Here is a 21352-nt window from a genome sequence, read left to right on the forward strand (position 1 = left end):
AACGTCGCACTGACGCACACCCGAACGATCAACGACAACTGGTCGGCCGTAGATGCCAGGTTTACCTATCGCTATACTTTGGTCGTGGCTATCGAGGAGTGGGACATCTATCTCGTGGACGAGGTCCGTGAGTGGATCGACAGACTCGATCCGGTTACCCGCACGCGAGTGGCGCAGGCGATCGACTTGCTGGCCGAAGCTGGTCCGGGACTCGGGCGCCCTCTCGTGGACACCATCCACGGATCGTCGGTCGCCAACCTGAAGGAACTAAGGCCCGGAACGGTGCGCATTCTGTTCGCTTTCGACCCTTGGCGATCTACGATCCTGCTGGTTGCCGGGAACAAGGCGGGCCAGTGGAACAAGTGGTATGTCGAGGCGATTCCGCTGGCGGAGCAGCGTTACGAGACCTACCTGAAGGAGCGCGCGGAGGAGGAGGACTCAGAGGCATGAGCGAATACGTGCGCTGGCGGGACGTCCGCGCCCAGTATGTGGCGGAGGCCGGTGGCGAGGAGGCATTCGAGGCGGGCAAGGCGGAGCTCGTCACCGCTGTGATCGGCCATCGTCTCGCCGAAGTGCGCCGGTCTCGTGGCCTGACCCAGCAGCAGGTCGCCGATCGTATGGGCGTCACCAAGGGCCGGATCTCGCAGATCGAGCAGGGAAAGATATCCGGGCATGAGGTGCTGGCCCGTTACGCCGCGGCCCTTGGCGGCCGTCTTCATCAGGCAATCTATTTCGAGGACGGCGACATCTCCGCCATCGCCTGAACAGGTCCGGTTGACCGGTTGCCGATAGCCTCTAGCCCGTGATGGGTAAGGGCGGGATCATGCACCGCGTCTACAGCGTGGTGGTCTTCGTGATCCTGGCCGCGCTCGACAACGTGGCCATCGGGATCGTGCCGCCGCTGTACGGCAGCATCGGTGCCGAGCTGGGAGTCACCGAGGGGCACATCGCGCTGGCCACCACCGCCATGTTCCTGTTCAGTGCGGTCGCGGCGGTCGGGTTCGCGTACGTCGGTGACCGCACCGACCGCAAGCCGGTCCTCGTGGCCGGCACCGTGATCTGGGTGATCGGCACCGCGTGGTCCGGCCTGGCCGGCAGCTATCCGTCCTTCCTGGGTGCTCAGGTCCTCGCCGCGTTCGGCCTGGGCGGGGTGGCCTCGGTCAGCTTCGCCGTGGTCAGCGACCTGATCTCGCCGAAGCGCCGCGGCCTGGTGATGAGCTTCTGGGGACTGTCGCAGGGCGTCGGCACGCTCGCCGGCACGCTGGTCGGCGGCATCGCCGGGCACGAGGACTGGCGCCGGCCGTTCCTGCTCACCGCGGCCGCCGGGGTGCTGGCCACGCTGGCGTACCTGATGACCTACAACGTGCCGCGCGGCGACAGCCAGCCGGAGCTGGCCGGCGTCGACTACGACGAGCGGATCCACCACGAGGACCTGCCGGTCATCCTGCGGCGGCGCACGAACGTGTGGCTGATCCTGCAGGGCGGCACCGCGCAGATCGCGTTCGGCTCGCTCGTGTGGCTGCCGATCCTGTTCCGGGCCCGGGCCGAGGACCAGGGCTACACGTCCGGGACGGCGGTCCTGATCGGCAGCGTGTTCGCGACGATCTTCCAGCTGGGTGCGGCGCTGTCGATCCTCGGCGGGCTGGCCGGCGACCGGCTCCAGCGGCGTACACCGCGGGGCCGGGCCCTGGTGGCGGCGGTGGGTGTGCTCGCCGCCGTGCCGTTCTACGTGGTGCTGTTCTTCGTGCCGATGCGGATCACGGTGACCGACGGCGCCGGCACCGGCGAGGTGATCCGCGGGGTGCTGGCGAACGTGGTGACCGAGCCGACCGTGGCCGCCTGCCTGGCGATCGCGGTGTTCGCGCTGATGCTGACGTCGGCGAACTCGCCGAACTGGTTCGCGATGATCGCCGACGTCAACCCGCCGCAGCACCGCGGCACCGTCTACAGCCTCGGCAACCTGGTCAACGGCGTGGGCCGGGCGGGCGGCAACGCGCTGGTGGGCGTGGTGTTCCGGGCGCTGTCCGGCGCGTTCCCGCCACCGCTGAACTACTCGGTCGGCCTCGCCGCGTTCCAGTTCTTCTTCGTGCCGACCGGGATCATGTACTGGCTGGCCAGCAGGACGGTGGCGGAGGACATGGCCCGGACACACGCCGACCTGCTGGCCGCGGCGTCAGAGCACCGCCCACACGGTGACGTCGGTGGGGACCCGCCCGCCGGCGTCCAGGGGCTCGCTGCTCAGCAGGACCCGGGCGCCGGGCGGTAACGCGACCGGCGCCGCGCCGAAGTTGGTCACCACGAGCACCGCGCCGTTGCGGAACGCCAGCGCCTCCGGGCCGAGGCCCTCCCAGGCCAGTGCGCCGGCGCCGAGCCCGTGCTCACGCCGGGCGGCCAGCGCCGAGCGGTACAGCTCGTACGTCGAGCCGGGCACGTCCACCTGGCGGTCGAGCGCGTACTCGGCCCAGATCGCGGGCTGCGGGAGCCAGCTGGCGTCGGCCGGGCCGAAGCCGTACGAGGGTGCGTCGGCCTCCCACGGGATCGGCACCCGGCAGCCGTCCCGGCCCCGCTCGGCGTGCCCGGAGCGCTCCCAAGCCGGGTCCTGGCGGTGCTCGTCGGCGAGCGTGGTGTGTTCCGGCAGCCCCAGTTCCTCGCCCTGGTACAGGTACGCGGAGCCGGGCAGCGCGAGCATCAGCAGTGACGCGGCCCGGGCCCGGCGCAGGCCGAGTCCGGTGTCCGGCTGCGGGTCCCCGGCGCCGATGCCGGGGCGGCGCTTCTCACCGACCGGGTAGCCGAGCCGGGACGCGTGCCGCACCACGTCGTGGTTGGAGAGCACCCAGGTGGTGGTGGCGCCGACCGCGGCGTTGGAGGCCAGCGACGAGTCGATGATCTCCCGCAGCTCCTTCGGCGACCAGGGCGCCTCCAGGTACGGGAAGTTGAACGCCTGGTGCATCTCGTCCGGGCGCACGTACCGGGCCAGTCGCTCCTCCGGCTGCACCCACGCCTCGGCGACCAGGATCCGCCCGCCGGGGTACTCGTCGAGCACCGAGCGCCACTGGCGGTAGATCTCGTGCACTCCCTCCTGGTCCCACATCGGCGGCGGCGGGCCGACCGGCTCCAGGCCGCCCAGCACGGTGGCCGGCGCGGTCCAGTCGGTCAGGTCGGCGTCCTTGATCAGGCCGTGCGCCACGTCCACCCGAAAACCGTCCACGCCGCGGTCCAGCCAGAACCGCAGGATGTCGACGAACTCGGTGCGGACCTGCGGGTGGTCCCAGTTGAGGTCGGGCTGGGAGACGTCGAACAGGTGCAGGTACCACTGGCCGTCGGCGGTTCGCTCCCAGGCCGGGCCGCCGAACACGCTCTGCCAGGAGTTGGGCGGCAGCTCGCCGTTCGTACCCCGGCCCTCGCGGAAGATGTAGCGCTCCCGCTCCGGGGTGCCCGGCGCGGCCGCCAGCGCGGCCCGGAACCAGGCGTGCTCGCTGGAGGTGTGGTTCGGCACCAGGTCGACGATGATCCGCAGGCCGAGGTCGTGCGCCGTGGCGATCAGCTTGTCGGCGTCGCCGAGCTCGCCGAACCGCGGGTCGACGCCGCGGTAGTCGGCCACGTCGTACCCCGCGTCGTGCTGCGGGCTGGGGTAGAAGGGCGAGAGCCACACGGCGTCAACACCGAGCCGCCGCAGGTGGGGCAGGCGGGCGGTGATGCCGGGCAGGTCACCCATGCCGTCGCCGTCCGCGTCGGCGAACGAGCGTGGGTAGATCTGGTAGATGACGGCGTCGCGCCACCAGGTTTCAGTGGAGGGCATGTCCCCAGCGTATGGCGGTCACTCGTCGAGGATGGCCGCGAAACGTTCCTCCGCCAGGTCGAGCTGGTCGAGGATGTGCTCCTTGGCCTCCGTCGAGAGCGGCGTGTCCGGGCGACCGACCAGCTCGCGCAGCTTGGGTACGAGCGGACGGTACTTCCTCGCTGAGCTGTAGGCCTTCTCCATCGTCGTGTGGATCACGCCGACACCGTTGTCGGTGAAGTCGGAGATCTTGATCACTCGGGCCCACGGGTCCCGGTCCAGGTTCTCCGCCACGTGCTCGCGGTACTGCTCGTGCTTGTCGCGTTCCGGGTCGTACTCCGGGTTGGTGACCGAGCTGACCAGCTCGGCGACCCGCGGGCCGAACCGGCGGGACAGCTCGGCGAGGGCGGCGCCGGTGAGCTCGGCGTGCGAACGGTCCGGCTCCAGTCCGCCGAGCTCGGCCGGGTGGTCCTCGACGGCGTCGTGCAGCAGGGCCGCGGTCAGCACGTCGACGTCGCGTACCCCGTAGTAACGGATGATCCGGATGGCGACGCGGAGCAGGTGGTTCAGGTAGGGCTCGCGGACGCGCCGGTCGGCGGCGTGCAGGTCGGAGGCGAGGTCGAGCGCCTCGGTGAGCTGCTTGCGCTCATCCGCGGGGAACGACTCGAGTTCCAGGAGAAACCGTTCGCGTAGTCCCGCCTCCCCGTAAACCTCCGTGATCGCGTGCAGCGGCATGGAGAGCAGCAACCTTGGTGCCATGCCGAACAGATATACCGGATCACGGTTTCACTCAGGTACCGGATGCGGCCGGTGGGGTGGCGGGCGCCGGTGCCGAAGCGGGCCGGGGCGACGGGCGGGGGCGGGTGGCGCCGGTGGCCCGGCCGGCCACGACAGCCCTGGCGGCGGGGGAGAGCCGGACGTTGCCCATCGATGACGCCTGCTTGAGCGGCCTGGTCTGCGGGTTCTCCGCGTGGACGCCCCGCTTCGGGGTACCGGCGCCGTCGGTGAACTCCTCCTCGGTCATCGCCTGCAACGCGCTCAGTGCGACGCCGACTATGGTCGCCGTGGTGATCACGGTGATCGGGACCAGCATGGTGAGCGGCCGGATACCGCCTGCGGCCGGTGCCAGCGGGTCCAGTTCGACGGAGATGGCGGCCATCCCGGTGTAGTGCATGCCGCAGACCGCCAGCGCCATGACCGCGGCCGCGCCGCTGACCCGGGCCCCGCCGCGCACCGACACCGCGAACCAGAGCGCCACCGTGCTGGCCGCGATCGAGATCAGCACCGACGCCGCGACCAGCACCGGGTCGTAATGGACGGTCCCGGGCAGCCGCATGCCCTCCATGCCGGTGTAGTGCATGGCGATCACCCCGCTGCCGGTGAGTATCCCGGCCGCGATGGTCTTGACGGTGCTCCGGCGGCCGTGCCCGACGACCATGAGACCCACCCCGACGGTGAACACCGCGAAGAGCAGGCTCAACAGGGTACGGGTGAGGTCGTACCGGACGGGGCTGGCCGGCACGTCGAAGCCGAGCATCGCGGAGAAGTGCATCAGCCAGATGCCGCCGCCACCGAGGGCGAACGACGCGATCACCAGCCACCGGTTGCGCCGGCTCCGCTTGTGCGCGTCGCGTGCCCGCCCGGTGCACAGCAGCGCCAGGAACGAGCCGAGGAACGCCAGCAGGAAGGCGGCTATCGGGTTGTAGACCCCATAAGTGAAGTGATGCACATGAGTCACGCAGGGATTGAGTCAGATCTCCGTCGGCGTACATCGCACCTTGTGTGCGGTTGCGCACCAAAGAGAACCGGGGCCACCGTCGCCGTGTCCGATACGGACCTGGCGGCGGCGACCCCGGTTCGCGGGCCGTCGATTCTGAAGGGGGTACGGGGACTCAGGGGGAAGGTTCCGGGCTCCACATGGGAGCGTCAGACGTTGAAGATGCTGACACCGCCGGGACCCACCAGGAGGCCGACGATGATCAGCACGATTCCCCACAGGAACTGCCGGCGGAACAGCGCGAGGATGCCGGCGATGACGAGGACTACGGCGAGGATCAAGAGAAGAAGTTCCATGTCGACTCGGATACCCGTACGCCGGAATTCGAAAACCTCGTCAGGCGTGTGCCAGCTCGGTGTCGACCGGCCCGGAAAGCAACTGGTACACGTTGTACGCCTGCTTGATGACCGGGTGGGCGACGTTTCGCACGGGCACCCCGCCGGGGGTACGCCCGCGCTCCGAGCCGTGGTGCGCGTGGCCGTGCAGGGCCAGTGCGGTCGGTGCCGAGTCGATCGCCTGCCCGAGCTGGTAGCAGCCGAGGAACGGATAGATCTCCAGCGGCTCGCCGACCAGGGTCTCCGGCACGGGTGAGTAGTGGGTCAGTGCCACCAGAGCGTCGCACTGCACCGAGCGCAGCGCCTCGCCGAGGCGGTTCGCGAAGTCCTCGGTGGTCCCGACGAACGACTTCATCTCGCGCTCGCCGAAGTTGCTCGCGCAGGCACCGGCGAACCCGCCGCCGAACCCCTTGGAGCCGGCGACGCCCAGACGGTGCCCGTTGAGTTCCAGGACCGTCGCCGAGCCCTCCAGCACGGTGATCCCGGAGTCGGTCAGCACCTGCGTGACGTCGTCCTGCAGGTCGCTCTGGTGGTCGTGGTTGCCGAGCACCACCACGACCGGTACGGCCAGGCCGCCGAACTCCTTGGCGAAGCAGCGGGCCTCCTCGACCGTGCCGTGCCGGGTCAGATCGCCCGCGACCAGCAGCGCGTCGGCGCGGTCGGGCAGCTCCTCCAGCGCGGGCCGGTAGCGGCCCACCACGTCCTTGTCGACGTGAACGTCACCGACGGCAGCGATCCGGATCATGAAATCTCCTCCACCTCGCTGGGCGCCTGCGCCCGGGTGATGCCGATGTCACAGGTGATCTCGATCTCGGGGAAGTGGCTGGTGATCTGCCGGCAGATCTCGTCGCGCCGCTGCGCGCTCTCCACCTCCCCGCCGAGGACCACCACGTTCTCCCGGCGCTGCACCGTGATGCCCTGTTCGGCGATCCGGTCGTGCTCGGTGAGCAGCCGCTGGATCTCCGCCTCCAGGTCGATCTGGTGGGTCATCTCATCCCCCTACCTTGAGTTCCCGCTCGCCCGGGAACGGCACGACGTCCAGCCGGTCCAGCAGGACCAGGAACGACTCCGCGTACGGCGACTTGAGCGTCTCGCGGCGTACCCGGTCCCAGTCGATCTGCTCGCGCAGCGAACGGGCGACGGGCAGCCCGGTGGCGAAGTCGCAGTAGTGCTGGCTGTAGCTGAGGAGCTTGTGGATCATCAGCTGGCTGGCCGAGAGCACCGGCATGTAGATCGCCTCGACCGAGATCTGGTCGGTGTCGTGCAGCGTCTCCTCGGTCACCGGCGACTCGACCGGGCGGTAGATCAGGTCCACCATGCGGCCCTCGTCGTACACCTTGACCAGCCAGTCCTCCGGCGGCTGCTCGGCCTCGAAGCCGACCGCGCCGAGTTCCTGCAGCGCGCGGTCCTTGTCCTGCTCGCGAATCAGAAAGTCCACGTCGTGGTCGCTGGAGTACCCGCCCCGGGCGTACACCGCGAAACTTCCGCCGAGCGCGAACGGTATGTCGACCGCCTTCAGCGTCGATGCCACGCGCTTCAAGGTGATGGCCAAACCTTCGTCCACACGGTGTGGCATGGCGTCCTCCTGGTCCGTGTCCGGTCCGTGAACGACTACCCGGAGTCGCCACACCTTGAACCCCAAGACCCATTCTGTACGGCGGGAAAGCCGCCGCGGTGCGGAACGCGATGTGCAGACACGGGCTACCGTCGGTTGGTATGGCTCTCACCGCGCAGCAACCGCCGATCCCGGCGGGCGTCCGCACCGTCGCGCTGGTCGGCATCGACGGCTCCGGCAAGACCACACAGGCGCACCGGCTCGCCACTGAGCTGACACTTGCGGGGTTCCCCGCGGAGTACCGGCGAAACGCGGGCGGGCGGCACTGGTTCGGCCGGCTCGCCGCGGTTTTCGGCCGCCGCGACGCCGAGGACCTGCTGGGCCGCCGCGCGATGCTCGGCGTCGAGTCGGTGCTCCGCTGGCTCGCGATCCTGCGCACGTTGCTGCGCCGCACCGTCCACCACGAGATCACGGTCATGGACCGCTACGCGGTCTGCCAGTACGCGAGTCTGCGCTCACACGGTGCCCGCCCGGCCGCCGAGCGCCGCGCCCGCCTGGCCTACCGCCTCTTCCCGGCCCCCGACGTCACCCTGCTGCTCTCCGTCGACCCGGTCGTCGCGCACGAGCGCATCGAGCGCCGCGGGTACGACCACGAGTCGATGGACTACCTGCGCGCCGCGACGGCCGCCTACGAGTCCCTGCCGGAGTACCCGGACTTCGTGGTGATCGACGCGAACGGCACGCCGGACGAGGTCGCCGCCCGGATCCGGGCCGCGCTCGCCCCGGCGCCGGTGCCGGCCGGGCTCGAGCCCGAGCCCGTTCAGGCCTGACCGTAAACCGGGATCTGCGCGCCGCTGGTGGGTGCCGACGCGTCCGAGGCGAGGAAGAGGATCGTCTCGGCGATGGCGGCCGGCGCCACCCAGCGGCTGTGGTCCGCGTCCGGCTGCCCGGAGCGGTTGGCCGGGGTGTCGATGATGCTCGGCAGCACCGTGTTGCACCGCACGTTCTGCCTGCGGTACTCCACCGCCACCGCGCCGGCGAACGCGAGCACGGCGGCCTTGGCGGTGATGTAACCGGCCGCGCCGGGGAACGGCGACACCGCGGCCCGCGACGACACGCAGACCACCGATCCGCCACCCGCGGCCACGAGGTGCGGCAGGGTCGCCGCGGTGGTGAGGTACGTCGGGCGCAGGTTAACCGCGAGCATCCTCTCGAAGTCGGCGACCGGCGTGTCGGCGACGGGACCGCTGCCCGCGTACCCGCCGACCAGGTTGACGACCGCCCGCAGCGGTGCGCCCGGCTGCCCGGCGGCGGTCGCGGCCGCCGCCCGCACCTGCGCCTCGTCCATCAGGTCCGCCTCGACGGGCACCGCGCCCTGCGGCAGCCGGCCGGCCGTCCCGGGGCGCACCGGGGCGACCACACGCCACCCCGCCGCGAGGAACGCCGAGACCGTGGCGGCACCCAGCCCACCTGTGCCACCCGTCACCAGAGCAGTACGCGTAACCGTCATACCGAGCAGCCTGTCACACGGTCGAGGGTGTGCTTTTCCTCACTCGCCCGAGAAAACCGGCCCCAACCTGGGAATGTTCGGACGGCCCCGTACGTCACCCATGTGGGCGAGTTACGTGTGGCTCGGCGTGGCGCATTGTGACCGGTGGTCCCGTACCGGTCCGAAGCCGGGGATCTTTTCGCGGGGACGTTTGTTTCAGGCCCGTCTTCGGTCGGCCGATGCTGCACATGAACCCCGCGGGCGTCAAACCCGTACACGGGGGTGACGAGCGTCGCGTAGCCCAAGGTGATGCCCGTCGCTGTGACGGATGAGAGGCCGATGGTGTTATGAGAAGCGCGCCTAGGGTATCCGCCTGTCTACGGACAGGGCGCGCCGGAGTCCGTACTCAGCTACCGCGCACTGGGCTCTCAGGTAAGACCCAGGCATTCGTGACACTTTCGACCAGGCCAGGCGGAATCAGCGCTGGCGGCAATTTGTTGAGTAGATGTGTCAGCAACCGCAATGCACGAGCTGCGGACGTTACGGGAGAGGGCTGATGGACGCAGGTAATGCCCGTAACAGGGTTAGTGACGGCAATGAGGGGACCGTGGGCAACGTGGAGAAGAACACCGTGATGCGTACCGATCAGGTCGCCGAGGAGCGCGACCTCGTCGGAGTCTACCTGCACGAGATCTCCCGGACGCCGTTGTTGGACGCCGCACGGGAGGTCGAGCTCTCCAAGGCGATCGAGGCGGGCCTCTACGCCGAGCATCTGCTCGATCAGGGCGAGATTCGCCGCGGCGTCAGCCGGGAGGAGCTGGAGCGCCTCGTCACCGAGGGCCAGCGCGCGAAGGACCTGTTCATCCGGGCCAACCTTCGGCTGGTCGTCTCCATCGCACGCCGCTACGTACGGTCGGGTATGCCGATGCTGGACCTGATCCAGGAGGGCAACACCGGCCTGGTCCGCGCGGTCGAGAAGTTCGACTACGAGCGCGGCTACAAGTTCTCGACGTACGCGACCTGGTGGGTCCGCCAGGCGATCAGCCGGGCCATCGCACAGCAGGAGCGCACGGTGCGGCTCCCCGTGCACCTGGTCGAGGACGTCAACCGGATGCGCAACGTCACCCGCCAGCTCGTCCGTGAGCTGGGCGGCGACCCGGAGCCGGAGCAGATCGCCGCGGCGCTGGGCGTGACCGTCGAGCGCGTCAACGAGCTCACCCGCTGGGCGCAGGACACCGTCTCGCTGGACACCCCGGTCGGCGACGACGGCGACACCAACCTGGGCGACCTGGTCGCCGACAGCGACGCACCGTCTCCTGAGGAGATCGTGCTGAGCGCCCTGGAGCGCCAGCGCATCGAGGGCCTGCTGAACCACCTGGACGACCGGTCCGCCGGCATCATGCGCGCCCGGTACGGCCTGGAGGACGGCCGGGAGCACTCGCTCACCGAGGTGGCCTCGCGCTTCTCGCTGAGCCGCGAGCGGATCCGTCAGCTGGAGATCCAGGCGCTCGGCCGGCTGCGGGAGCTGGCCCGGGCCGAGGGCCTGCAGGCCGCCTGACGACGAACAAAAAGGCCGGCACCCCCAGGGGGTGCCGGCCTTTTCGCTGTCCTGACTACTTGATCCGGCCGTAGCCGTTCGGGGTCATGATGTCGATCGTCCGGTGCAGAACGTCGCGGCCGGCCGACGGCGCGTCGATGATCTTCCCGCCGCCGACGTAGATGGCGACGTGCCCGTTCGACCGATAGAACACCAGGTCGCCCGGCTGGAGATCGCCCCGGCTGATCCGGGCTGTGGCGCTGTACTGCGCGGCGGCGTTGTGTGGCAGGGACTTGCCCGCCGCCGCCCACGCCGCCGAGGTCAGGCCGGAGCAGTCGTACGAGTTCGGGCCGGCGTCGCCGTATCCGTACGGCTTGCCGATCTGGTTGAACGCGAACGTGACCGCCTGACCCGCCGAGCCGGGGATGTCCGGGATCTTGCCGGTGTAGGAACCGGTGTTCTCGGTGGCGCTGCCGTAGAGCTCCTCGCGCATGTCCAGGAGCTTGTCGAGGTCCTTCTCGATCGCCTTCTTGCTGTCACCCAGCGCCTTGATCTGCGCGGTCTGCTTGTCCTGGGTGAGCTTGAGTGCCGCCTTGCGTTCCGCGAACGTCTCGGTGGTCTCGTTGTAGGCGTCGATGTCGAGCTGGTTGGACTGGGCGATCTGCTCCAGGAACGCCATGCGCTCCAGCAGGTTCTCCTCGTCCCCGCTCACCAGCACGTTGACCGGTCCCACCTTGCCCTGGATGTAGGACGTGGCGGCGATGGTCTGCACCTTGGCGGTGGCCGCCGCGAGGGCGACCTGGGTCGGCTTCAGCGAGGCTTCCAGCTTCACCGTGTCCGACTTGGTCTTCTTCAGGTCGAGCCGCATCTTGTTGTACGACTCGGTGACGTCCTCGAGCTTCTCCGACGCGGCGTCGATCTTCTTCTTGAGCTCGCTCTTGGACGGGGCCGCGTGCGCGACCGACGCTCCCGACGTGGTGATCGCTAACGCTGTCAGCGCGACCACGAGCGCCCGGAGCCGGGTACGGGGGTGTGGCACTGGTCAGGGGCCTTTCTTCCGCTAGGCCGCCGGTTTCCCGGTTCCGCTCGTGACGGCCGCCACCCGGGGGAAGGGCGGCGGCCGTCACGACAAGATTTCAGCGGCGCTGGCCGGCGCCACCCGAGGGTTTGTGGCTGCGGACCGGACCAACCGCATTAACCTATCGGCGGAAGAAAAGAAATCAAGGCCTGACCGAGTGAAATATGCCAATGGCCCGGGTTACGTGGTTAATCCCGATAACGCGCTGTCATTCGGCCGCTTCTAAGCGTTATTTCGCCGAGGCAAACGGACTATTCGCTCAGCGCCGGCTCGTAAGCCGAGTCCGCCAGCCAGTGGCGTGTGACGCGGCGTTCCGCCCAGAACGAGAAGAACGGAATCGTGCCGGCCAGCATAACGATCACCATGCGGCTGAACGCCCACTTGGCCCGCCGCGCGAGATCGAACGTCGCCACCAGGTACACCATGTACAGGAAGCCGTGGAACGGGCCGACGACCTCGACCACCGTGGGATTGTCGGCCAGGTACTTCAGTGGCATGCCGATCACCACGAGAAGGATGAGGACCACGCCGACGATCCAGGCGATGATCCGGTAACGGGTGAGGGCTCCCTGCACGGCGGGTGTTCTCCTTACTGAGGAATACGACCGGGGTAGTCGGCGGGCCGGGCACCCGGGTGGGCGGCCAGCCAGGCCAGATAGTCGTTGTACGCGTCGAGCTCGGGGTCGTCCGGCGTCGTGGCGGCCGGTCGGCTGGTGACCCGGACCGGCCGGCCCGGGGTGATCGCGCAGGCGGGCGCTTCCTCGGCGGGCTCGGGCGCGTCCGGTACGCCCCCGGCGCGGCGGCGGGCGAGCTGGATCTCACGGACCCAGATGAAGACCACGAACCCGCCGAAGACCGGCCACTGGAACATGTAGCCCCAGCTGATCGAGTTGCCGTCGGTGGCGCGGCTGAACTGCCACCAGCCCAGTCCGAGGCAGGCGGCGGTCAGCACCAGCGCGAGAAAATGCCGGGCTATCCACGCCGGAGTCCACAGCCCTTTCATGACCCCGAGGGTACCGGCGCGGGTTTGGTCTCGGTCCGCTCGGGCAACCGTCCTGGCGAGCGACGGCGAAAAGATCGGAGGTGCACGATGACCGACGCGCGTTTCGAGGACGGTGCGCCGGTGGTCTTCGACACCGGCATCGACCCGGCGGGTCTGGCCGACGAGGACCTTTTCCGCGAACTGGGCAGTCTTTACCGGACGCGGCTGCAGACGCTGCGGCACGGCCCGGACGCGGCCCTGGAGAACCATTTCAAGCGGACCGCGGAGCTGGAGACCGAGTACATGGCCCGATACCCCGGTCGCGAGGTCGACCCGGGCCGGCTCACCCAGGATTTCTGAGGATGGCGCTGCGCGAACGATTCTCCCGGGTCGCCCGCGAGTACGCCCCCCACGACCACCGGCCACTCGACGGCTACCTCGTCGCGATGGGCGCGTTCGGTGCTCTCGCGGGGAGCCTCGCCGGCGCCGCGCGGGTCACCGGCCGCCCGGTGCCGGAACGCCCCGCCGTCACCGACGTGGTCCTGCTCTCCATCGCCACCCACAAGCTGAGCCGGCTCCTCGCCAAGGACTCGGTCACGAGCCCGCTGCGGGCGCCGTTCACCCGGTACGCCGAGCCGGCCGGTGCGGCCGAGCTCAACGAGGAGGTCCGCGACCAGGGCAGCTCGGTCCGGCACGGCATCGGCGAGCTGGTCACCTGCCCGTTCTGCCTGGCGGTCTGGGTGGCCACCGGGCTGACCGGCGGCCTGGTCCTCGCGCCCCGGCTGACCCGGCTGGCAGCGACCGTGCTGACCGCCACGGCGGCGTCGGACTTCCTCCAGATGGCGTACTCGATCGCCAAGGAGAAGGCGGAGCGGATGTAATCCAGGTCACAGAAGCTACCGGAATCATGGCCGCCTGCCGACGGTTGAAAACGGATGCCGGTGTGCCCAGTGTCCCCGGGCCTCACCCATTGCCTGCACGGAATACCAGTTCGGCTGGAGCCGTGCTGAGCCACTCGCCGCGAGGCGACCTGCACACCGGCCTCCGCTTGCGCGCCGCTCTCCGGAACACTCCGGGGAGCGGCGCGTTGTTTCCCCGGCGGCTCCACCGGGTAAAGATCAACTCATGAGTGACGAGCGGACCGGTCAGCGTGCCTCCGGCCTGCTGCCGGAAGAGACGGCCACCGGCAGCGCCGACCCGCGGGCACAGGCCGAGGCGATCCTCGCCGAGTCCGACGAACGCGAGGAAGACACCACCGCGGCACCGGACTCGTTCCTCGAGCGACGTCGTTCGAACGAGACGGTTTATCCGGGCGACACCCCCCGATAGGGGCACCTGGAACCCCACCGTGCTTGATCGACGTGGCAGGATCCCTCGCGTGTCCGTTCCGCACCGTCGCGTACCGGCCGCCCCTCGCGGCGCCCGGCTGAGCCGGCGCATCTCCGCCGACACCACCAGCGCGTCCGGCGCCCTCCGCCGGCGATCCCGGCGCGCCACCCCGGTCAGCCCACCCTCCGGCCCGCATCCGATGGAGCTCGCCGGGCTGCTGCACGAGCTCACCGTGCGGTTGCTCGCCGCCGACCGGCTCGGCCACGCGCTGGACCGGCTCGCCGCCTTCGGCGCCTCCGCGCTGCCGGGCGTTCTCCGCTGCTCGGTCACCCTGATCGGTGAGGGCGGGCCGCTTCTCAGCGCCGGTTCCGGGCCGGGCGGGGAGACCTTCGATCAGCATCAGTACGCCGAAAGCGCCGGACCCGGTCTGGAGGCCGCCCGCACGCGGGCACTCGTGACCTCGGCCGATCTGGTCGCCGACGAGCGCTGGCCGACCCTGGGCCCGGCCGCCGTGCTGGACGGCCTCGGGGCGGTCGTGGCGGTTCCGCTGGACGTGCGGCGCACCGCGGTCGGGGCGTTCAGCCTGTACCTGGGTACGCCCGCCGAACCGGACCCGGAACTGCTGGTGACGGCGATGGCGCTGGCCGGCCAGGCCGAGGTGCTGCTCGGCGAGCTGCACCGGCGCGAGGCACTGACCGAGGGCGCCGAGGTGGACCGGGCGGTCGGCGTGATCATCGCGCAGCGCGGGTGCGGGGTGCAGGAGGCTTACGCGGTGCTGCAGGAGAGCGCCCGCCGTCTCGGCCTGGACCGCCGCACGGTCGCCGACCGCCTGATCACAGCCGCCGCCCGCAACGCAACCACCTGACCCACCAACCCCGCGTGTGGAGTTGGGGTGCGCAGCGGGGCCGAACTCCACACGCGGGTTCGTGCGACGTGTTGTGTGGAGTTGGGGTGCGTAGCGGGGCCGAACTCCACACGGGGGTTCGTGCGGCGTGTTGTGTGGAGTTGGGGCGCGTAGCGGGGCCGAACTTCACACGCTGGGTGGGGCGGCCTGTTGTGTGTGGAGTTCGGGTTTGTGGGAGGGCCGAACTCCACACGCAGGGGGTGGGGGTTAGGGGGTGGGTTTGTGGATCTGTTGGACTACTTCGAACTCTAGGAGGCTGGCGCCGGTGGCTACGGGTCGGCTGCGTTCGCCGGCGTGTGCCTCCTTGGCGCTGCCGTTGGACCAGGCCTGGAACGCCTCCTCGGACTCCCAGCGGGTGTAGACGAAGTAGCGGTTCTCGCCGGCGGTGGGGCGCAGCAGTTCGAAGCCCAGGAAGCCCGGTGAGTTCTCCACGGCGCCGTGCCGGGCGGCGAAGCGCTTCTCCAGTTCGGGGCCGGCGCCCTCGGGGACCTCGATCGCGTTGATCTTCACAACAGCCATGGGCTCACGCTACTGCCCGTTGCTGGGAGCGGGCGCGAGCCGTGGCCGGGGCGGCCTGGGCGGGGGTGAGGTGGGGGACGGCAGCTTCCCCGGATGGGGGCGGCAAAGGCGGGACCGGCGACTGGGTCGCGGGTCCCGCCTGGGTAGAGCGCGAGGACTCGTACCCCTTATGGGTTTTCGTTGTTGAAAGCGTCCTCGGCGCGAGCTTGTTGGGCGGAACGGCTGGCGAGGGGGAGTTCGGGGAGGAAGAAGACGACTACCAGGCCGATGAGCATGACGGCGAAGGCCATCAGGTAGACGACGTGGACGCTGTCGGAGAAGCCGACCTTGAAGGGGTGGGCGATGACGTCCGAGAGCTGGCTGAGGAACGAGGTGTCGCTGAGGGCGTCGGGGCTGGTGGCGTGCTGGAGGAGTTCCTGTTGGGCGGGGTCGGCTCGGAGGGCGGCCTGGAACTCGGGGGTCTGTTGCGCTGAGGTGAAGGCGTCGCGGATGTTGCCGGGGAGCACGTTGAACAGGACCGAGAGGAAGACCGCGGTGCCCAGGGTGCCGCCCATCGAGCGGAAGAAGGTGACGGCGCCGGTGGCGGTGCCGATCTCGCGGGGGGAGACGGCGTTCTGGACGGCGGTGATCATCGGCTGCATGTTGCCGCCCAGGCCGAGGCCCATCAGCACCATGACCAGCATGGTCTGCCAGAGCGGGGTGTCGGCGCCGACCAGCGAGAACAGGAAGAGGGCGATGACCATGAAGACGCTGCCGACGATCGGGAAGATGCGGTAGCGGCCGGTGCGGGAGATGAGCTGGCCGGCGATGATCGAGCCGGACATGATGCCGATCACGAACGGGATCATCTGGAGGCCGGCCATGGTGGCCGTGGAGCCCTTCACGATCTGCAGGTAGAGCGGGACGGTCATCAGGCCGCCGAACATCGCCATGCCCAGGATCGTGCTGGCGGTGGCGCCGACCGCGACCGTGCGGTTGCCGAACAGCCGCAGCGGCAGCAGGGCCTCGTCCTTGTAGGCGCGCTCGGCGATGATGAACGAGACCAGGCCGATCCCGCCGATCACGAAGCAGGCGATCGAGCGGGGTGAGTCCCAGCCCCACTCGCGGCCCTGCTCGGCGACGGTCAGCAGCGGCACCAGGGCGAGGATCAGGGTGAGCGCGCCGGGCCAGTCGATGCGGTGGTCGACCCGGTGGTGCGGCAGGTGCAGCACCTTGGCGACGACGGCCATGGCGGCGATGCCGATCGGCACGTTCAGGTAGAAGACCCAGCGCCAGCCGTCCACCCACAGGATCTTGTCGGCGCCGGCGAAGAAGCCGCCCAGGATCGGGCCGAGGACGCTGGCGGTGCCGAAGACGGCCAGGAAGAAGCCCTGGTACTTGGCGCGCTCGCGGGGCGGCACGATGTCGCCGATGATCGCCAGCGCGAGCGACATGAGGCCGCCGGCCCCGATGCCCTGGACGGCCCGGAACGCGGCGAGCTGCCACATGTTGTCGGACAGGCCGCAGAGGAACGAGCCGATCACGAAGATGCCGATGGCGAAGAGGAAGAACGGGCGCCGGCCGTAGATGTCCGACAGCTTGCCGTAGAGCGGCGTGGAGATCGTCGAGGTGATCAGGAACGCCGTGGTGGCCCACGCCTGCAGGTCGAAGCCGTGCAGGTCGTCGGCGATGGTGCGGGTGGCGGTCGCCATGATCGTCTGATCGAGGGCGGCCAGGAACATGCCCATCATCAGGCCGCCCAGGATCGTGAGGATCTGGCGATGGGTGAATTCCACCGGCTGCGTGGCCGGTGGGGCGGTGTCGGTCACGGAATCTCCCGTGGGGCTGCGGTGGGATCGGTGCGCAACAGCGCCTCGATCGACGTGTTGAACTCTTCGAAAAGGGTCGTGAACGTGGCGATCCGCTCGGCCGGCCAGTCACTGAGCGCCTCAGCGAGCAACGCCACCCGGACGGCCCGGAGCCGCTCGACGGCGGCGTCGCCGGCCGGGGTGACGGCGAGCCGGGACGCCCGGCCGTCCTCCGGGTCGGCCTCACGGCGGGCCAGGCCGGCCTTGACCAGCTGGGCGACCTGCCGGCTGACCGTCGACGGATCCGCCTGCTTGAGCTCGGCGAGATCGGTGACCCGCATCGGGCCCATCGACTGCAGCGGCATGAGCAGCATCAGCGCGGAGAACTCGGCACCGAGGTCGCCCGTCTTGAGCATGCCCCGGAAGCGGGCGCCCGTTCTGATGAATCGGACGATCTCGTCGGCCAGCCGCGTGGTGTCCTGCACGTGCCACGGTTCCCTTCGGTAGATGCGTGTAGCCTACAACTAGTTGCGCGATGAACGCATTCGCCATACGCCCGTACGCAGCGACTCGGTCTCCTCGAGGGCGGCGGGCACCGGCACGTCGTATTCCGTCACGAGGTCGAAGAGGCGCTCCGGGAAGTACCCCCGGCCGGGGTCGCCGACCAGCACCTCGGCGCCGTCCCGGCGCGCGGCGCGCAGCAGCGAGGTCATCTGCGGGGCGACCGCGGGGCTGTAGAAGACGTCACCGGCCAGCACCACCTCGGGGGAGCCGACGAGGTCGCTGAGCGCCAGCCCGTTGGCGGCGGCGTTGCGGTGTGCGGCGGCGACCGCGGCGGGATCGATGTCGGAGGCCTGGACGGCGGCGGCGCCGCACCGCGCGGCGGCGATCGCGGCGATCCCGGAGCCGGTGGCCACGTCGTGCACGCGCCGCCCGGCCACCTCGCCGGGGTGATCGAGCAAATAGCGGGCCAGGGCCTGGCCGCCGGCCCAGACGAACGCCCAGAACGGCGGCGGCTGATCGCTGTGGAACTCGCCGCCGGTCAGATCGAACAGCCCCACGGGGCCGTCGACGAGGTGCAGCGAGAGTTCGGGAGCCAGCGGGACGGGTAGGAGAGAGGTGGCGGGGCGCACCCCGCTGATTCTTCTAGATGGGCTGGGTGAAGCTCTCGGGAAGGGCGACCAGGAGCTTCGCCCGGTACTCGCCGCGGGCCTCGGCGGCCCACGGGGCGTCCTCGCCCTCCAGCAGCGGGCGGGAGGCGAGGAAGGAGGCGGCGGCGAGCGGGCGGGCGGCGCGCTCGGCGGGGCGGCCCGCGGCGGCGGCGATCAGGGCGTCGAAGGTGTGTACGTCGACGCGCACGCGCTCGGCGACCAGCTGGTATCGCCCGCGGTGGGCGGCCACGACGGAGTCGCGGTTGCGGACGCCCGGCTCCAGGCGGTCACGAAGCAATTGCAGATCGTTCTTGACGACAGCCGCCGGGGCACTCAGGATGTCGCCCAGCTCCACAAGCGACTTCTCGCCGCGCAACGCGAGCAGCGCGAGGAGATGACGCTGGCGCTCGCCGCCGAAGTCGTCCCCGGTGAGGCTGATGCCCCGGGTCCGGACCTCGAGGCGGCCGAAGAGCTGGATGTCGAACATGATCCAAAACTCTGCTCGGGGAGGTCAGATGCGGCAAGCCCCAAAGCGAGGGGTGCCCTCGGCCGAAAGACTGGTTATCGCATCCGCTTGGCGGCAACCGCCCGTCGGCCGTACCGGCCGGGTCGGGCCCAGTGGCACAACACGAGCCTGTTGGTAGGTCGGGACCCGCTTCGGGTAATCCTTAGACTGCGCGGAGCCCGCCGGGCGACAGAGGAAGGTGACGTATGGACAGCGACGAGGCGATCCGAGTGCTCGTCGTAGACAGCCACCAGACTTTCGCTGAGCTGCTCGGACACGCGTTGGCCGGTCAGCCGGACCTGCGTTGTGTCGGGCATGCCCGCAGCGGGGCGGAGGCGCTGCGGCTCACCACGGAGCTGGAACCGGACGTGATCGTCCTCGATCCGGAACTGTCCGATGCCGACGGCATCGCCATCGCGGAGCTGATTCGCGTGCGACAGCCGGACATTCGTGTGGTGATCCTCACTGCCAGCGAGGAGCAGGCCCTCGTCCGGCGTGCCACGGCGGCCGGGGCAGCCGGGTTCCTGTCGAAGAACGGCGCTCTCGGTGACGTGCTGAACGCGCTGCGCACCGCATACGGCGGCGGCATGACGGTCTCGACCGACATCCTGGCGCGGCTGCTGCGCAGCACCACGCCGGTCAGCGCGCCGCGCGGCGGCGGGCTCACCGCCCGCGAGGACGAGGTTCTGCAGCTCATGGCGATGGGACTGGACGCGCGCGCGGTGGCCCGCAGGCTGGGGATCAGCGTGCACACGTGCCGCGGATATCAGAAGGCGGTGCTCGCCAAACTGGGTGCGCACAGTCAACTGGAGGCGGTTGCCATCGCGACCAGGCGCGGACTTGTGCGACCTGACCAACGGTAAACCTTCCGGTCACTCATCCGAGAAGCGATTCCTTCCGTACTCCATCCGGGGGGCGTCACCCATAGGGGCGTTGGGCAGGGAGGAATCGAGTGGACCGTACCGCTGTCGGCACGTCGTCCGACCCGGTGGTGGCCGGGGCGAAGGACGACGGATCGGCCGACCGTGCGCTGCCTCGTCGCCGGCCACGGCCGGAAGGGCCGGACGACGGCCTCGGAGGTGACGCGGTGAACTGGTTCGGAGGGGCGCCGGCCCCGTCCGAACCGGAGTCGCCAGCAGCCGCTTCGCCAGCAGCCGCTTCGCCGGCACCCGCGAAGCGGGTATCCGCGCCGGCGTCTGTCTCGCGGTCGTCGTCCGTCACGTCGGTGCCGCCGTCGTCGCGGTCGTCGTCCATCTCGTCGGTGCCCGCGTCGGGGCGGTCCGCCTTGCCCGAGCCTGCGGCGCCGGCGTTCGGGCCCGCTTCGCCGGCGGGGCCCGGGCGGGCCTCGTTCGGGTTCAGCGACGGGCCCATCGGGGGGAACCGGCCTCCCAAGCGCGACGGGTCGGACTCGCAGGAGTTCCCGGCGGTGTCCGCCGCCCCCTCCGCCTCCGAGCCGGTTTCGGGGGACATGCCGATCCGGGTCCGGAAGCGGGACTCGACCTCCGGCGCGCTCCCGATCGTGCGGACCAACGAGACACCGGACACCACGGCGCCATGGGCGCCGGGGCCGGACAACCCCGCGGCGCCGGACACGTCTCCCTGGACGCCCGTTCCGTTCGAGCCGGCATCGCCGCGTGCGGTCGGTGTTGACGCCTGGGGATCGCCGCCGGCCTCCGGCTGGGGCTCCGGGAACAGGGTCGTCACCGGTGACTGGACGGCCTCGTCCGAGGACAGTGTGGTTTCGGGCGGATGGGCCGCGCTCTCCGGCGCGTCCGGGGCCGCCGAGTTCGCCGCCGGGCGCAGCGAGCCGACGGTGTGGGCGGACAGCCCGGCCCAGGAGCCGCCGCGCAAGCGGGGTTCCCGGTTGGTCACGGTCGGCATGACGCTGCTGGGTGCGGTCGCGCTGGCGGCGCTCGCACTGGTGGGCGTCGTGTACTACTCGGGGCCGGACACCGAGATCGGCGAGATGCTGCAGCTGGGTAACGGTGGCGGCGATCAGCGTACGGCGAGCGGGCCGCTGGACGGGCGTACCGTCGCGACCTTCGAGCTGCTCGCGGCGACCGACCGGGTCAAGGTGACCATCGCCGACCTGAACGACGAGCTCTACCGGATCACCGCACCCGAGGGCGCGGGCATCGAGCCCAACGCCGAGCTCAAGGACGACCGGCTGCTGGTGGACCTGGCCCGTGACCAGGCCGGCGCCGGAGGCGAGATCGAGGTCGTCCTCGCCGCGAAGGTGCGGTGGACGCTGAGGTTCTCCGGGTACGCGGCGGAGCGGGTGGTCGACCTGAGCGACGGCCGGATCGACGGGATCGAGCTGGTCGGTGGTACACGCCGGGCCGAGGTGACCCTGGCCGAGGCGGCCGGGACGGTGCCCATGAAGATCACCGGCAGCATCGAGGAGCTGACCCTGCGGGCGCCGGCCGACAACCCGGTGCGGGTCAAGGTCGGTGGCGGGGCGAGCGCGGTGACGGCGGGGGCGCGGACGCTGCGGGACCTGCCGCCGGGTTCGACGCTGACGCCCAAGGACTGGCAGAAGGCCAACCGGTACGACGTGGACGCGGCTTCGGCGATCGCCGTGCTCAAGGTGGAGGAACGCAAGTCCTGACATGTACGAGGCGCCCGG

The 21352-nt window shown here is 70.2% G+C and carries 29 protein-coding genes; 12 read left to right on the forward strand and 17 right to left on the reverse strand.

Translation table 11 applies throughout. The annotated features are described in order from the left end of the window. Positions 1-84: 84 nt before the first annotated feature. Genes AB0M02_RS10035 through AB0M02_RS10045 form a run of 3 tightly spaced genes read left to right on the forward strand, consistent with a single transcriptional unit; the run spans position 85 to position 2266 of the window. Positions 85-450, forward strand: a complete 366-nt coding sequence (locus AB0M02_RS10035; protein WP_364224150.1) for a type II toxin-antitoxin system RelE/ParE family toxin — start codon at positions 85-87, stop codon at positions 448-450. Then, positions 447-764, forward strand: coding sequence for a helix-turn-helix transcriptional regulator (locus AB0M02_RS10040; protein ID WP_364224152.1), 318 nt, complete (start codon positions 447-449; stop codon positions 762-764). Before AB0M02_RS10035 ends, AB0M02_RS10040 begins: the two co-directional genes overlap by 4 nt. 41 nt (positions 765-805) lie before the next feature. Continuing rightward, positions 806-2266, forward strand: a complete 1461-nt coding sequence (locus AB0M02_RS10045; RefSeq protein WP_364224525.1) for an MFS transporter — start codon at positions 806-808, stop codon at positions 2264-2266. Here the strand turns inward: AB0M02_RS10045 and AB0M02_RS10050 are convergent. From AB0M02_RS10050 to AB0M02_RS10080, 7 genes are all read right to left on the reverse strand, one after another. Further along, entirely contained in the window at positions 2174-3799 is a 1626-nt protein-coding gene (locus tag AB0M02_RS10050; protein ID WP_364224154.1) for a glycoside hydrolase family 13 protein, read from the reverse strand. The genes AB0M02_RS10045 and AB0M02_RS10050 overlap by 93 nt on opposite strands. An 18-nt stretch (positions 3800-3817) precedes the next feature. Beyond that, positions 3818-4537, reverse strand: a complete 720-nt coding sequence (locus tag AB0M02_RS10055) for an HD domain-containing protein (RefSeq protein ID WP_364224156.1) — start codon at positions 4535-4537, stop codon at positions 3818-3820. A gap of 31 nt (positions 4538-4568) precedes the next feature. Beyond that, positions 4569-5516, reverse strand: a complete 948-nt coding sequence (locus AB0M02_RS10060) for an MHYT domain-containing protein (RefSeq protein WP_364224158.1) — start codon at positions 5514-5516, stop codon at positions 4569-4571. Positions 5517-5704: 188 nt separating this feature from the next. Further along, positions 5705-5851: a GPGG-motif small membrane protein gene (locus tag AB0M02_RS10065; RefSeq protein ID WP_364224159.1), complete on the reverse strand. Its 147-nt coding sequence runs from the start codon at positions 5849-5851 to the stop codon at positions 5705-5707. A gap of 40 nt (positions 5852-5891) precedes the next feature. Continuing rightward, on the reverse strand, positions 5892-6635 hold the full coding sequence (locus AB0M02_RS10070) for a metallophosphoesterase (protein ID WP_364224161.1): 744 nt from the start codon (positions 6633-6635) through the stop codon (positions 5892-5894). Beyond that, complete coding sequence (locus AB0M02_RS10075) at positions 6632-6880, reverse strand: hypothetical protein (RefSeq protein WP_364224163.1); 249 nt, start codon at positions 6878-6880, stop codon at positions 6632-6634. The genes AB0M02_RS10070 and AB0M02_RS10075 overlap by 4 nt, the downstream gene beginning before the upstream one ends. Position 6881: 1 nt before the next feature. Further along, the gene (locus tag AB0M02_RS10080) at positions 6882-7466 is read right to left on the reverse strand and encodes a nucleotidyltransferase family protein (protein WP_364224165.1); all 585 of its coding nucleotides are present in this window, start codon (positions 7464-7466) and stop codon (positions 6882-6884) included. Positions 7467-7606: 140 nt separating this feature from the next. On the opposite strand from AB0M02_RS10080, the gene AB0M02_RS10085 reads away from it, so the two are divergent. Beyond that, positions 7607-8275, forward strand: coding sequence for a thymidylate kinase (locus AB0M02_RS10085; RefSeq protein ID WP_364224167.1), 669 nt, complete (start codon positions 7607-7609; stop codon positions 8273-8275). Here AB0M02_RS10085 and AB0M02_RS10090 read toward each other — a convergent pair. Beyond that, complete coding sequence (locus tag AB0M02_RS10090; RefSeq protein WP_364224169.1) at positions 8266-8955, reverse strand: SDR family NAD(P)-dependent oxidoreductase; 690 nt, start codon at positions 8953-8955, stop codon at positions 8266-8268. The two genes, AB0M02_RS10085 and AB0M02_RS10090, sit on opposite strands and share 10 nt — an antisense overlap. A 535-nt stretch (positions 8956-9490) precedes the next feature. Here AB0M02_RS10090 and AB0M02_RS10095 point away from each other — a divergent pair. Then, positions 9491-10492: a sigma-70 family RNA polymerase sigma factor gene (locus AB0M02_RS10095; RefSeq protein ID WP_364224171.1), complete on the forward strand. Its 1002-nt coding sequence runs from the start codon at positions 9491-9493 to the stop codon at positions 10490-10492. A gap of 55 nt (positions 10493-10547) precedes the next feature. On the opposite strand, the gene AB0M02_RS10100 is transcribed toward AB0M02_RS10095, so the two are convergent. After that, positions 10548-11510: an NlpC/P60 family protein gene (locus tag AB0M02_RS10100; protein ID WP_364224173.1), complete on the reverse strand. Its 963-nt coding sequence runs from the start codon at positions 11508-11510 to the stop codon at positions 10548-10550. Between the two features lie 49 nt (positions 11511-11559). Here AB0M02_RS10100 and AB0M02_RS10105 point away from each other — a divergent pair, with 49 nt between their 5' ends. Beyond that, a complete protein-coding gene (locus AB0M02_RS10105; RefSeq protein WP_364224175.1) occupies positions 11560-11775 on the forward strand; it encodes a hypothetical protein in 216 nt (71 codons plus the stop codon). 25 nt (positions 11776-11800) lie between these two features. Here the strand turns inward: AB0M02_RS10105 and AB0M02_RS10110 are convergent, their stop codons facing one another. Together AB0M02_RS10110 and AB0M02_RS10115 are read right to left on the reverse strand one after the other, a co-directional pair. Beyond that, complete coding sequence (locus AB0M02_RS10110) at positions 11801-12124, reverse strand: DUF3817 domain-containing protein (RefSeq protein WP_364224177.1); 324 nt, start codon at positions 12122-12124, stop codon at positions 11801-11803. 14 nt (positions 12125-12138) lie between these two features. After that, the gene (locus tag AB0M02_RS10115) at positions 12139-12552 is read right to left on the reverse strand and encodes a hypothetical protein (protein ID WP_364224179.1); all 414 of its coding nucleotides are present in this window, start codon (positions 12550-12552) and stop codon (positions 12139-12141) included. A gap of 87 nt (positions 12553-12639) precedes the next feature. Between AB0M02_RS10115 and AB0M02_RS10120 the strand changes: the two genes are divergently transcribed. The 4 genes from AB0M02_RS10120 to AB0M02_RS10135 all read left to right on the forward strand — a co-directional run bounded on the left by AB0M02_RS10120 (position 12640) and on the right by AB0M02_RS10135 (position 14725). Then, positions 12640-12891 (forward strand): DUF6158 family protein, encoded by a 252-nt coding sequence (locus tag AB0M02_RS10120; protein ID WP_364224181.1) that lies wholly within the window; start codon positions 12640-12642, stop codon positions 12889-12891. Between the two features lie 2 nt (positions 12892-12893). After that, positions 12894-13412, forward strand: coding sequence for a DUF1360 domain-containing protein (locus AB0M02_RS10125; protein ID WP_364224183.1), 519 nt, complete (start codon positions 12894-12896; stop codon positions 13410-13412). A gap of 244 nt (positions 13413-13656) precedes the next feature. Beyond that, positions 13657-13860, forward strand: coding sequence for a hypothetical protein (locus AB0M02_RS10130; protein WP_364224185.1), 204 nt, complete (start codon positions 13657-13659; stop codon positions 13858-13860). 49 nt (positions 13861-13909) lie between these two features. After that, complete coding sequence (locus tag AB0M02_RS10135) at positions 13910-14725, forward strand: GAF and ANTAR domain-containing protein (RefSeq protein WP_364224187.1); 816 nt, start codon at positions 13910-13912, stop codon at positions 14723-14725. Between the two features lie 246 nt (positions 14726-14971). Here AB0M02_RS10135 and AB0M02_RS10140 read toward each other — a convergent pair whose 3' ends face one another. The 5 genes from AB0M02_RS10140 to AB0M02_RS10160 all read right to left on the reverse strand — a co-directional run bounded on the left by AB0M02_RS10140 (position 14972) and on the right by AB0M02_RS10160 (position 18708). Beyond that, the gene (locus tag AB0M02_RS10140; protein ID WP_364224189.1) at positions 14972-15283 is read right to left on the reverse strand and encodes an antibiotic biosynthesis monooxygenase; all 312 of its coding nucleotides are present in this window, start codon (positions 15281-15283) and stop codon (positions 14972-14974) included. Positions 15284-15450: 167 nt separating this feature from the next. After that, positions 15451-17091 (reverse strand): MDR family MFS transporter, encoded by a 1641-nt coding sequence (locus AB0M02_RS10145; protein WP_364224191.1) that lies wholly within the window; start codon positions 17089-17091, stop codon positions 15451-15453. After that, a complete protein-coding gene (locus AB0M02_RS10150) occupies positions 17088-17555 on the reverse strand; it encodes a MarR family transcriptional regulator (RefSeq protein WP_364224193.1) in 468 nt (155 codons plus the stop codon). The genes AB0M02_RS10145 and AB0M02_RS10150 overlap by 4 nt, the downstream gene beginning before the upstream one ends. 39 nt (positions 17556-17594) lie before the next feature. Then, the gene (locus AB0M02_RS10155) at positions 17595-18203 is read right to left on the reverse strand and encodes a 50S ribosomal protein L11 methyltransferase (protein WP_364224195.1); all 609 of its coding nucleotides are present in this window, start codon (positions 18201-18203) and stop codon (positions 17595-17597) included. Positions 18204-18216: 13 nt separating this feature from the next. Beyond that, entirely contained in the window at positions 18217-18708 is a 492-nt protein-coding gene (locus tag AB0M02_RS10160) for a hypothetical protein (protein WP_364224197.1), read from the reverse strand. 224 nt (positions 18709-18932) lie between these two features. Between AB0M02_RS10160 and AB0M02_RS10165 the strand changes: the two genes are divergently transcribed. Then, positions 18933-19589: a response regulator transcription factor gene (locus tag AB0M02_RS10165; RefSeq protein ID WP_364224199.1), complete on the forward strand. Its 657-nt coding sequence runs from the start codon at positions 18933-18935 to the stop codon at positions 19587-19589. Positions 19590-19644: 55 nt separating this feature from the next. On the opposite strand, the gene AB0M02_RS10170 is transcribed toward AB0M02_RS10165, so the two are convergent. Further along, complete coding sequence (locus AB0M02_RS10170) at positions 19645-20256, reverse strand: hypothetical protein (protein WP_364224201.1); 612 nt, start codon at positions 20254-20256, stop codon at positions 19645-19647. Here AB0M02_RS10170 and AB0M02_RS10175 point away from each other — a divergent pair. Next, entirely contained in the window at positions 20246-21334 is a 1089-nt protein-coding gene (locus AB0M02_RS10175) for a hypothetical protein (protein ID WP_364224203.1), read from the forward strand. The genes AB0M02_RS10170 and AB0M02_RS10175 overlap by 11 nt on opposite strands. Positions 21335-21352: the final 18 nt, after the last annotated feature.

Source organism: Actinoplanes sp. NPDC051861, from assembly GCF_040681145.1.
Classification (GTDB): Bacteria; Actinomycetota; Actinomycetes; order Mycobacteriales; family Micromonosporaceae; genus Actinoplanes.

Coding starts and splice junctions, on each gene's coding strand:
- AB0M02_RS10055 (WP_364224156.1), bottom strand. CDS start 4,537: ATGGCACCAAGGTTGCTGCTCTCCATGCCGCTGCACGCGATCACGGAG.
- AB0M02_RS10125 (WP_364224183.1), top strand. CDS start 12,894: ATGGCGCTGCGCGAACGATTCTCCCGGGTCGCCCGCGAGTACGCCCCC.
- AB0M02_RS10050 (WP_364224154.1), bottom strand. CDS start 3,799: ATGCCCTCCACTGAAACCTGGTGGCGCGACGCCGTCATCTACCAGATC.
- AB0M02_RS10085 (WP_364224167.1), top strand. CDS start 7,607: ATGGCTCTCACCGCGCAGCAACCGCCGATCCCGGCGGGCGTCCGCACC.
- AB0M02_RS10140 (WP_364224189.1), bottom strand. CDS start 15,283: ATGGCTGTTGTGAAGATCAACGCGATCGAGGTCCCCGAGGGCGCCGGC.
- AB0M02_RS10120 (WP_364224181.1), top strand. CDS start 12,640: ATGACCGACGCGCGTTTCGAGGACGGTGCGCCGGTGGTCTTCGACACC.
- AB0M02_RS10165 (WP_364224199.1), top strand. CDS start 18,933: ATGGACAGCGACGAGGCGATCCGAGTGCTCGTCGTAGACAGCCACCAG.
- AB0M02_RS10040 (WP_364224152.1), top strand. CDS start 447: ATGAGCGAATACGTGCGCTGGCGGGACGTCCGCGCCCAGTATGTGGCG.
- AB0M02_RS10080 (WP_364224165.1), bottom strand. CDS start 7,466: ATGCCACACCGTGTGGACGAAGGTTTGGCCATCACCTTGAAGCGCGTG.
- AB0M02_RS10160 (WP_364224197.1), bottom strand. CDS start 18,708: ATGTTCGACATCCAGCTCTTCGGCCGCCTCGAGGTCCGGACCCGGGGC.
- AB0M02_RS10115 (WP_364224179.1), bottom strand. CDS start 12,552: ATGAAAGGGCTGTGGACTCCGGCGTGGATAGCCCGGCATTTTCTCGCG.
- AB0M02_RS10045 (WP_364224525.1), top strand. CDS start 806: ATGGGTAAGGGCGGGATCATGCACCGCGTCTACAGCGTGGTGGTCTTC.
- AB0M02_RS10065 (WP_364224159.1), bottom strand. CDS start 5,851: ATGGAACTTCTTCTCTTGATCCTCGCCGTAGTCCTCGTCATCGCCGGC.
- AB0M02_RS10075 (WP_364224163.1), bottom strand. CDS start 6,880: ATGACCCACCAGATCGACCTGGAGGCGGAGATCCAGCGGCTGCTCACC.
- AB0M02_RS10090 (WP_364224169.1), bottom strand. CDS start 8,955: ATGACGGTTACGCGTACTGCTCTGGTGACGGGTGGCACAGGTGGGCTG.
- AB0M02_RS10095 (WP_364224171.1), top strand. CDS start 9,491: ATGGACGCAGGTAATGCCCGTAACAGGGTTAGTGACGGCAATGAGGGG.
- AB0M02_RS10130 (WP_364224185.1), top strand. CDS start 13,657: ATGAGTGACGAGCGGACCGGTCAGCGTGCCTCCGGCCTGCTGCCGGAA.
- AB0M02_RS10070 (WP_364224161.1), bottom strand. CDS start 6,635: ATGATCCGGATCGCTGCCGTCGGTGACGTTCACGTCGACAAGGACGTG.